The following is an 8,238-nucleotide window of genomic DNA, read 5'->3' as shown; positions in this document are numbered from 1 at the left end:
TCCCTAAAAGCCGGCGACGTGATCACCCTCTACACGCCGGGCGGCGGGGCTTGGGGCTCAAACGAGGATGAGCAGGCTCCCGAACCCAGGTAGCGCAGGTGGTCAAGAAACAACTGCTCGCAGCGGCGGATCACCTCATCGCGATTGGCAAAGTGCTCCAGCCTTTGCACTTCTTGACCCTTCTCAAACAAAATTAGGGTTGGCAAAGAGCGCACCCGATAGCGGCGCGGCAGCCAAAAATTGTCGTCTACATTCACCCGCAGTACTTTGACCGCCCCTCCCCACTCGGCTACGAGACGGTCGGTAATCGGCTGAATGAAGCGACACAGGCCACACCAAGGGGCGCCGAAATCCACCAAAACCAACCCATCACTTGTCAAAAGTTCTTGATTAAAAGCATCTAAAGCAACTTGCAAGGCCATCACTCCCAAACTAAAGAAGTTCTTTGGGATCATGCTACCAGGCAACTCGGCTGGCTGCAGAAACCATTTGTGGATGGAAGGCGTAAAGAATCACTACAAAGCTGAACACCCCCAAATAGGCCCAGCGCAGAAACTCTCGCGGGCGCAGTTGCTGTCGCTTCTGCAGAATGGCCAAGCCGGGGATCACGGAGGTGCGCGCCTTGAGATCGCGGAAGGCCTGCCCGTATTTCCGCTCCAGGCGGTGATCCCCATGCCAAACCGCAAACAGGTGGTAGGCAATGAGCCCAAGCGAGGTCACCACCATAAAGCTGGAGCCAATCCAAAGGGTATGGGCCACACACCAGATCACCTGGCCCACCATTTGCGGATGACGGGTGATGCGGATGATCCCGGTCTCAAACAGGTGGATCTCCGGCTTGCGAATGGCGGCGATCTCCAGCAAGTTGAAGGTGGCCGGATACAAAAAGAAAAAAGAGAGGGCAGACAAAAGAGCAACGGTGGTGCGAATGCCTGGGACGGCTTGGAGATCCCAGAGAATCACCCCGTCGTAGCGGTGGTTAAAAAAATAGATCAGCAACAGTGGTGCCAAACTGAGGCTCACCAGAGCAAAGAAGATGCGGTACAGACGGGATCCCAGCCGGCTTTCCCCCCAGGGCCGCAAGTAGGCTAATCCGCTGTGAGCACAGGCAAACCCCAAGATCAGGGCTAACATTGTCCAATGGGATCCGTACTGGCCTAGCCTCTGCAGAAAGTCGCTGAAGGGCGTGAACAGCATCTTTTGGATGACTCCTCTGGTGTTGCTGTGGCTTATGCTTAAAAATAAGTTACATTAGGTTCCCCATGCTCAAAACTTTTTTTCTGCGTCTTGTCAGCCTGCTCCTGTCTGTAGCCCTTTTGCTGGGATCAGGGAGTTCAGTTGCTCAGGCTGCCCGTCTCACCGGCAAGTATTACGAAGACAGCATGACCTTGATCCAAACCCTGCGCACCGTCCTTTCCGAAGGGGATCCCCTGATGAACCCGGAAGAGGCGCGAGCGGAAGCCATGCAAGCCATCCAGGAGTTTTCTGGGCGCTACCACGGCCATCGCTACGACAAGCTGCAGTCTTTTACCACTTTGCGCACGGTGTTTAACACGCTGGCCTCCCAGTACCGCACTTCCAACCGGCCTCTCAACCCCGAAAAGGTGGAGCGGGTGCTAACGCAACTGGATCGGGCGGAATTGGCCTTGCGCCGAGAAGGTTGAGCTTTTTTTAGATTGGATCTCCCCGATCCAAATCACAGGCACATTTCCCCGCTGCGGCCAGACTGTTCCCAGTCCGCAGAAGCCAGGGTCTTCTCAGGTCTCTTTTTGAATCTGAGAGGAAGGGCGCAGTGCTTTTCTGGAAGTGGAGGAGATTTTTATCTCGATTGAGGATTGGGGAGGTCGTGATGGTCAAAAATCGTTGGGCTTTGATCCCGCTGCTGCTGATGGTTGGGGCTGTTGCTTCTCACCCAGCTTGGCTCCTGTCTCTCCCAGCCCAAGGACAGGTCGTTGGGGCTGTCGAGGAGGGATCCCCGGGCCCCTTTTTTGCGACGGATGGCCTGGCCCTGCGGGGCTATGACCCGGTGGCCTATTTCATCGATGGCAAGCCGGTCAAGGGATCCCCAGCGTATGAATGGGAGTGGGGAGGGGTGACCTGGAGGTTTGCCAGCGCCGACAATCGAGAGCGGTTTCGCAACGACCCAGAGCGCTTTGCCCCCCAGTACGGCGGGTTTTGTGCCTGGGCAGTGGCCCACAACTACCTTTACCCGGTGGATCCCTTTGCCTGGAAAATTGTTGATGACAAACTATACCTGAACGCCAACCAGCGGGTACAGCGTAACTGGGAGCGCGACATCCCCGGCTTGATCAAGAGGGCAGATGCCAACTGGCCAGCTTTGAGAAGCCGATAGGCCCAAGTCCCTCTGGCCTGGGGTTCAATGGGCGAGGCGCAGGGTCACCTTGATGCCAACTCGGTAGGGGCCGCTTTCGCAGAGTTCCAGCTGGCCTCCCATTTCTCTCAGGAGCCGCTCGCTTACCCGCCAGACGGCACAGCCCTCTGTTTGAATGGGCACATGGCATCGCCCCTCAAGGTTCCACCCCAGGCACAGTCGCCCCTCTTCTTCTGCGGTGGGATAGGGGTGCAAAGCCATCGAACCGTAGCGTAGGGTGCGGATGCCCCAGCGACACACTCCCAGCAGCGCCTGCACCAAGCCGTGGGGATCCGCCCAAACGGTGAGGCTGTCGGGGAGAAGGGGCACCTCAAAGGCTGGGGCTGGTTGTAGAACCGGCCATTCGTAGCGAATGCCCTGATCCTGGGCCTGTAGGCGAGTTAGGCTGTACACATCCTGCAGGAGGGGGCGTAGTCGGGTCGGTTCCGGTCGCAGAGGTTGGATGGGCAGGTCATGGCGAGCCAGGCGGGTGTATTCCTCGAGCAGCTTGATCAGGCGCTCTACCGCCTCTTTGGCACTTTGCAGGTATTCCCGCTCCTCTTCGGGAGAGTCACATAGATCCGACAACACCAACTGCAGGGATCCCATCTGGCTGCTGAGGGGATTGCGCAGCTCATGGCCGATGCTGACGAGCAACTCTTGTTGAAAGGCTCGCATCACCTCAGAGCGTTCAAAAGCAAATTGCCAATCCACAGCCTCTTGCTTGTCGGCAGAGGCAGCCTGCTGGGGGAGTGGATCGGGTTTGGCTGCAGGCAAGGGTTTCCTCAAGAGGTGCTCCGAAGGAAAGACGGGGGATCCCGTCGAGGTTCAGATCCTTGGGTTTGGATCTTTGAGTTTTGGACAGCGAGGACTACGTCCCGCTGAGGCAATCGGGCTGCGGCAATACCCTGTCTTATGGGATCCTACCCTTTTCTATCCGACGAAGTGGGCGCTGACCACCCGTTCAACCCCGGCCAGATCTCGGTGAACTTGGATCTGCCGATAACAGCCCCTATCTCGCAACTGCTCCGCCACCCAAGGGGCTTGGCCTCGCATCACTTCCACCGCCCAAAAGGAGTTCGGGGCCAGGTAATCCGGTGCTGCTTGAATCAACAGTCGCAAGTGGGCTAGGCCGTCTTCTCCCCCATCCAGAGCTTGTCGCGGCTCGTGCAGTCGCACCTCTGGCATGAGCGAGGCCAGCTCGGCAGAGGGAATGTAGGGAGGGTTGGAAACCAGGCCGCGCAGCTGCCCCCGCCAGGGATCCAAAGGCACAAACCAGGATCCCAGCAGCAAGTTCACCCGCTCCTGCAGATGGTGGGCTGCCACATTGTCTGCTGCAATAGCCAAGGCCTCTGGGCTAGAATCCACGGCCAGAAGCCGCAACTGGGGGTGCTGATGGGCCAACGCAATGGCAATCGCCCCGCTGCCTGTACCCAGGTCGGCAAAGCAGGAGCCGGACGGCAGAGGGTTAGCCTGCAGCCAGAGGGAAGCCTGCTCCACCAGCAGCTCGGTCTCCGGGCGCGGGATCAGCACCGCCGGCGTCACCCGTAAGCTCAAGCCCGCCCACTCAACTTTGCCCAACAGATACTGTAGGGGGATGCGCTCTTCCACCCTTTGCCGCCAAAGGGCCTGCACCTCCTCCAGGGGATCCCCCTCCCCAGCCGGAGCGCGACCCATCAGCCGCTCCAACGGCCCCCACCCCAGCCGTTCTTTGAGCAAAATGTCCACTTCCTCGGCAGGGATCCCAGCCGCTTTTGCCGCCCTCAGAGCCTGGGCGCGCCACTCTGTTAACCGCTTCACCAGAGCAGACGGGGATCCCATCAGGGGCTTAGGTTAACGCTGAGGCTGGGGACTTGCAGAAGGATTGGCAGGCCGGGCCAGGGATTGGATATACTCCAGCGCCGAGCGAGAGGGGATAAAGGCAATTTTCTGCACATCGGCCTGCGCGTCGGGGGCCAGCATACGCTCTACCACAATGGCCAGCGAGGTCACTTCAATCTGGGTCTTTCCAACTACATCCGGGTTCTGCGCCGCCGCCCGATCCAAAGCCCTCCGCAAATCGTTGCGGTCGAAGAAGAAGGGCACCACCTCATGGCCATCCTGCTCGATGGTCAGCAGCCCCTCTCCGGAGCGGCCATAGAACAGAGGCACACCAATCGCTTCTGCAGGCACATCTTGACCGGTTTCCTTCAGCACCTGCTTGGCTGCTTCCACATCAGAAGCCCGAGGCACCACCTCAAAATACAGGTCACTATTCTTGGCGCGCTCCTCTTCCGATTTTTCGTAGGCATACCCCAGCGAGAGAGGCACCACCCGGGCTTGACTGGCTATCTCGGGGTTGCTGGCTTTCACCTGCTCCAACATTTGTTGGGCCTGGGCCTGATCCAGCCAGAAGGAAACCACTTGGATGGTGCGGCCATCCCGCTCCACATTGGCGACAACGGGGGTGCCGTTCTGAGACACAATGGCAAAAACAGGCACCAGATTTAGCCGCTCCGCCACCTCTTGCCGGCTCATGGGGCCTGCGGCTGCCTGAGCCAGTAGGGCATTCTCCTGAGCCCAAACAGGAGTCACAGCCAAACCCCCCCAAGCTGTTCCGATCAGGATCCCGGCTACGCCGCCCACCTGAGCTGCACAGCGGCAGAGGGAGCGCACAGGCGATACTACATTACAACGCGTCATTCTCATCTCAACTCCCGGCATCGCGCCTTGTTCTGGTTGCTATGGGGTCAGCTTCCTAAGTACTAACCAACAGCCTGGGGCAAATCAAAAGCTGCCTAGATTAAACCCGCTCGACAGGGCTTAGGCTAGCGATGCGGCACACTCTCAGCCTTAGGATCCCGGTTGGCCATCGCTGACAACACCCCGGCACACCTATCTTGAAGAGCGCTCTTGGGCCACCCTAGAAGCCAAGGTTAGAACATCTGCTCGACCTCTGTCGAGGGGCAAAGCCCCTATTTTGGGTGGGGATCCCGCATCACCCAATACTATATACGGAGTCATTCGGAACTGATCCACACTAGATGCAGATCCGCTTGAATCATTGCATACCTGGCTCTTCCTCCAGCACGCTGCTTGTTCTGGCCTTGTTCAGTTCACCGTGCGGAGCTGCCACCGATCCCTGTGGTCAAGGATGGGGTTCTGAGCCGCCGGGCCGGGGGATGGTACATCTCGTCACTGCCCCACACTGCTAACGCGGACGTGGAGGCATAGTGTAGTGATGACAGTTTGATGGGCGTTTTGCAATCGTAGGTCAGGTTGGTCAATTTGTGGGTTTAATTAAGCCAAGCTCACCGAAGTTGAGTCGGTGAAACGGTCAGCATTGTCTGTTAGGAGCATGGCGTTAGTACTCCGCACCGCTGTCGGGAAAAGGCAATCGTTCTTATGACCAGAGCAAGGGAGAGGAAAGGCACCGATCCATCCGCGCTAGCGGGCCGTAGGCCTTTGCCAGAGAAGTCGCGGGATCCCCGCCGCCCTCCACAACCTGCCAAGAACGCCGTCCCGCCTCCAGAGGGGTCAAAGCCGCAAACAGGTTCTGGTCGCCTGCTTCCTGCCCCCAGGGGATCCCTGTCGGTTTCCCCTCCTCAACCGCTGCGTCTTGCCCGCCAAAAAGCCATTGCTCGTCTGCGCCAACGGGCTGCCCGGCCTCGCCGCTTGAGACGTTCTCCATCTCTCGGGCAAGTGTTGCTCAGGGGACTGAGCTTAAGTCTCATCCTGGGCCTGACGATGGCGGGCCTCTCGCAACTGCTGCAATCGACCACCGCTGGCCGGATAGAACAGGCCACGACGCAGCTTGGGGATCCTCCCCCGCCGGCATTGCCAAGTGACATTCTGCCGGGAGAAGCGATCCCGGCTTTGCAGGAGCGCTTGGCCGCTTTGGCCGACCAACCGGGCTTGACGGCAGGGGCTCTGTTCTGGGAGGTGGAAACCGGCGCCTTTGCCGGGGTTAGGCCGGATCAGGCTTTTCCTGCCGCCAGTGTGATTAAGATCCCCATTCTCTTGGCTTTTTTCCAGGCTGTGGAAACCGGGCAGGTGCGGCTGGATGAGAGGCTCACTCTGCGGGAAGATCTCAAGGGAGGGGGAGCTGGTGTGTTGCAAACCCGACCCCTCGGATCCCAGGTTTCTGCTTTGGAAGCGGCCACTCTGATGAGCACCCTCAGCGACAACTTCGCCACCAATCTGATCATCGATCGCCTGGGTGGACGGGAGGCTCTCAACCAAAAATTTCGCCAGTGGGGACTACAACACACGCAAATTTCTTGGTGGCTACCGGATCTGGAGGGCACCAACACCAGCAGCCCGCGCGACATGGTTTGGCTGCTCAGCCAGGTGGAACAGGGGCGCATGCTCAGCCGCCGCAGCCGCGACCGTTTTCTGGACATTCTCTGGCGCACCCAACGGCCCTCCTATTTCCGGCCCAACTTGGGTCAAGAGGTGCGCATTGCCCACAAAACGGGAACCTTGAGCTCCGTGGTGGGGGATGCCGGGATCCTGGATTTGCCCAACGGTCGGCGCTATGTGGCGGCGGTGTGGGTGAAGCGAGAAACCCCCAACGATCCCAGAGCCGAAGGGCTGATCGCCAGCTTGTCGCAAGCAGCCTATGAGTTCTGGTCTGCTCCTGGATCCGCCCCGCCATCCCGAACAGACACCACCGGCAGCCCGCAACCCTGAGTCCCCCACTCCGCAAATCTTTCCATATTGCTACGCAACGCTTACGCGAACGCAGTAGCAGTGCGGAGCACTATTCCAGGCAGAGCACAAATGCCAGAGTGGAGAAACAGGCGTTGAGGGAAAACGATATTGCTACGCAACGCTTACGCGAAGGGGCACCTGGTCAGCATCAACCCCACCACCGGAGAGGAATTGGCTCGCTACCCCGTTTTCGACGCTGGGCAGATCCAAAGCTGTATCGCCCAAGCCCACGAGCGGTTCCAGAGCTATCGTCGGATCCCGTTTGCTCAGCGATCCGCCTGGCTGAAGCGGGTGGCAGAGATCTTGGAGGGGCGCAAAGCGGAGTTTGGCCGCCTGATCAGCTTGGAGATGGGCAAAACCTTGGCCTCTGCCGTTGCCGAAGTGGAAAAATCCGCTTGGGTTTGTCGCTACTATGCCGAGGAGGCAGAGGGATTCTTGGCCGAGCGCTCCATATTGCTACGCAACGCTTACGCGAACGCCAGCGATGCCAGCCGCAGCGGGATCCGCTACCAGCCGCTGGGGGTGATTTTGGCGGTGATGCCCTGGAACTTTCCCTTTTGGCAGGTGTTTCGCTGTGCAGCCCCGGCCCTGATGGCGGGCAATACCCTTCTGCTCAAACATGCTTCCAACGTGCCCCAATCGGCTTTGACCCTGGAGCGGATCTTTCAGGAGGCGGGATTTCCGCCAGGGGTCTTTCAAACCCTGCTGATCACAGCAGCCCAGGTGGCAGAGGTGGTGGCGGATGAACGGGTGCGGGGGGCCGCCCTCACCGGGAGCGAAGCCGCCGGCTCCAGCCTGGCCCGTTTGGCCGGTCAATATCTGAAAAAAACGGTGTTGGAACTGGGAGGGAGCGATCCCTTCATCGTGCTGCCCAGCGCCGATCTGGAGGCAGCAGTTGCCACAGCGGTCACGGCCCGTCTGATCAACAACGGCCAGTCCTGCATTGCCGCCAAACGATTTATCTTGCACAGGGCTATCGCTGAACCTTTCACGGCTGCCATGACGGAGCGATTTCGCCGGCTCAAGGTAGGGGATCCCTTGGATCCGCAAACGGACGTGGGGCCTCTGGCTACCCCCAGCATCCTGCAAGAGGTGGACGGACAGGTGCAGGCTTTGGTGCAAGCAGGAGCCAAAGTCCATATCGGCGGATCCCCCTTGGGAGGAAATTTTTACCC

9 protein-coding genes are annotated in these 8,238 nt (G+C 59.2%); 4 read left to right on the top strand and 5 right to left on the bottom strand.

Features of this window, described 5'->3' with window-relative positions:
• Positions 1-29: 29 nt before the first annotated feature.
• Together NW856_RS09000 and NW856_RS08995 are read right to left on the bottom strand one after the other, a co-directional pair.
• Entirely contained in the window at positions 30-422 is a 393-nt protein-coding gene (locus NW856_RS09000) for a thioredoxin family protein (protein WP_414399890.1), read from the bottom strand.
• 34 nt (positions 423-456) lie between these two features.
• A complete protein-coding gene (locus tag NW856_RS08995) occupies positions 457-1,197 on the bottom strand; it encodes an NnrU family protein (RefSeq protein ID WP_414399889.1) in 741 nt (246 codons plus the stop codon).
• A 65-nt stretch (positions 1,198-1,262) separates the two neighbouring features.
• Here NW856_RS08995 and psb27 point away from each other — a divergent pair, with 65 nt between their 5' ends.
• A complete protein-coding gene (psb27, locus tag NW856_RS08990) occupies positions 1,263-1,664 on the top strand; it encodes a photosystem II protein Psb27 (protein WP_414399888.1) in 402 nt (133 codons plus the stop codon).
• 224 nt (positions 1,665-1,888) lie between these two features.
• Positions 1,889-2,353, top strand: a complete 465-nt coding sequence (locus NW856_RS08985) for a YHS domain-containing (seleno)protein (protein ID WP_414399891.1) — start codon at positions 1,889-1,891, stop codon at positions 2,351-2,353.
• Positions 2,354-2,377: 24 nt separating this feature from the next.
• Here the strand turns inward: NW856_RS08985 and NW856_RS08980 are convergent, their stop codons facing one another.
• The 3 genes from NW856_RS08980 to NW856_RS08970 all read right to left on the bottom strand — a co-directional run bounded on the left by NW856_RS08980 (position 2,378) and on the right by NW856_RS08970 (position 5,059).
• Entirely contained in the window at positions 2,378-3,148 is a 771-nt protein-coding gene (locus NW856_RS08980) for a sensor histidine kinase (RefSeq protein ID WP_414399887.1), read from the bottom strand.
• 156 nt (positions 3,149-3,304) lie between these two features.
• Positions 3,305-4,171, bottom strand: a complete 867-nt coding sequence (gene prmC, locus NW856_RS08975; protein ID WP_414399886.1) for a peptide chain release factor N(5)-glutamine methyltransferase — start codon at positions 4,169-4,171, stop codon at positions 3,305-3,307.
• A 33-nt stretch (positions 4,172-4,204) separates the two neighbouring features.
• Complete coding sequence (locus NW856_RS08970) at positions 4,205-5,059, bottom strand: Tic22 family protein (protein ID WP_414399885.1); 855 nt, start codon at positions 5,057-5,059, stop codon at positions 4,205-4,207.
• Between the two features lie 756 nt (positions 5,060-5,815).
• On the opposite strand from NW856_RS08970, the gene NW856_RS08965 reads away from it, so the two are divergent.
• Positions 5,816-7,042 (top strand): serine hydrolase, encoded by a 1,227-nt coding sequence (locus NW856_RS08965; protein ID WP_414399884.1) that lies wholly within the window; start codon positions 5,816-5,818, stop codon positions 7,040-7,042.
• Between the two features lie 129 nt (positions 7,043-7,171).
• The coding region (locus NW856_RS08960) for an aldehyde dehydrogenase family protein (RefSeq protein WP_414399883.1) at positions 7,172-8,238 on the top strand (1,067 nt) is incomplete at its 3' end.

The sequence above is a fragment of the Synechococcus sp. R3-13 genome (genome assembly GCF_047462195.1).
Taxonomy (GTDB): domain Bacteria; phylum Cyanobacteriota; class Cyanobacteriia; order Thermostichales; family Thermostichaceae; genus Thermostichus.
Note: the sequence above shows the minus strand (reverse complement) of the source record. Positions and strands in the feature narration are given on the sequence as shown.

Coding starts and splice junctions, on each gene's coding strand:
- NW856_RS09000 (WP_414399890.1), bottom strand. CDS start 422: ATGGCCTTGCAAGTTGCTTTAGATGCTTTTAATCAAGAACTTTTGACA.
- NW856_RS08995 (WP_414399889.1), bottom strand. CDS start 1,197: ATGCTGTTCACGCCCTTCAGCGACTTTCTGCAGAGGCTAGGCCAGTAC.
- psb27 (WP_414399888.1), top strand. CDS start 1,263: ATGCTCAAAACTTTTTTTCTGCGTCTTGTCAGCCTGCTCCTGTCTGTA.
- NW856_RS08985 (WP_414399891.1), top strand. CDS start 1,889: ATGGTTGGGGCTGTTGCTTCTCACCCAGCTTGGCTCCTGTCTCTCCCA.
- NW856_RS08970 (WP_414399885.1), bottom strand. CDS start 5,059: ATGAGAATGACGCGTTGTAATGTAGTATCGCCTGTGCGCTCCCTCTGC.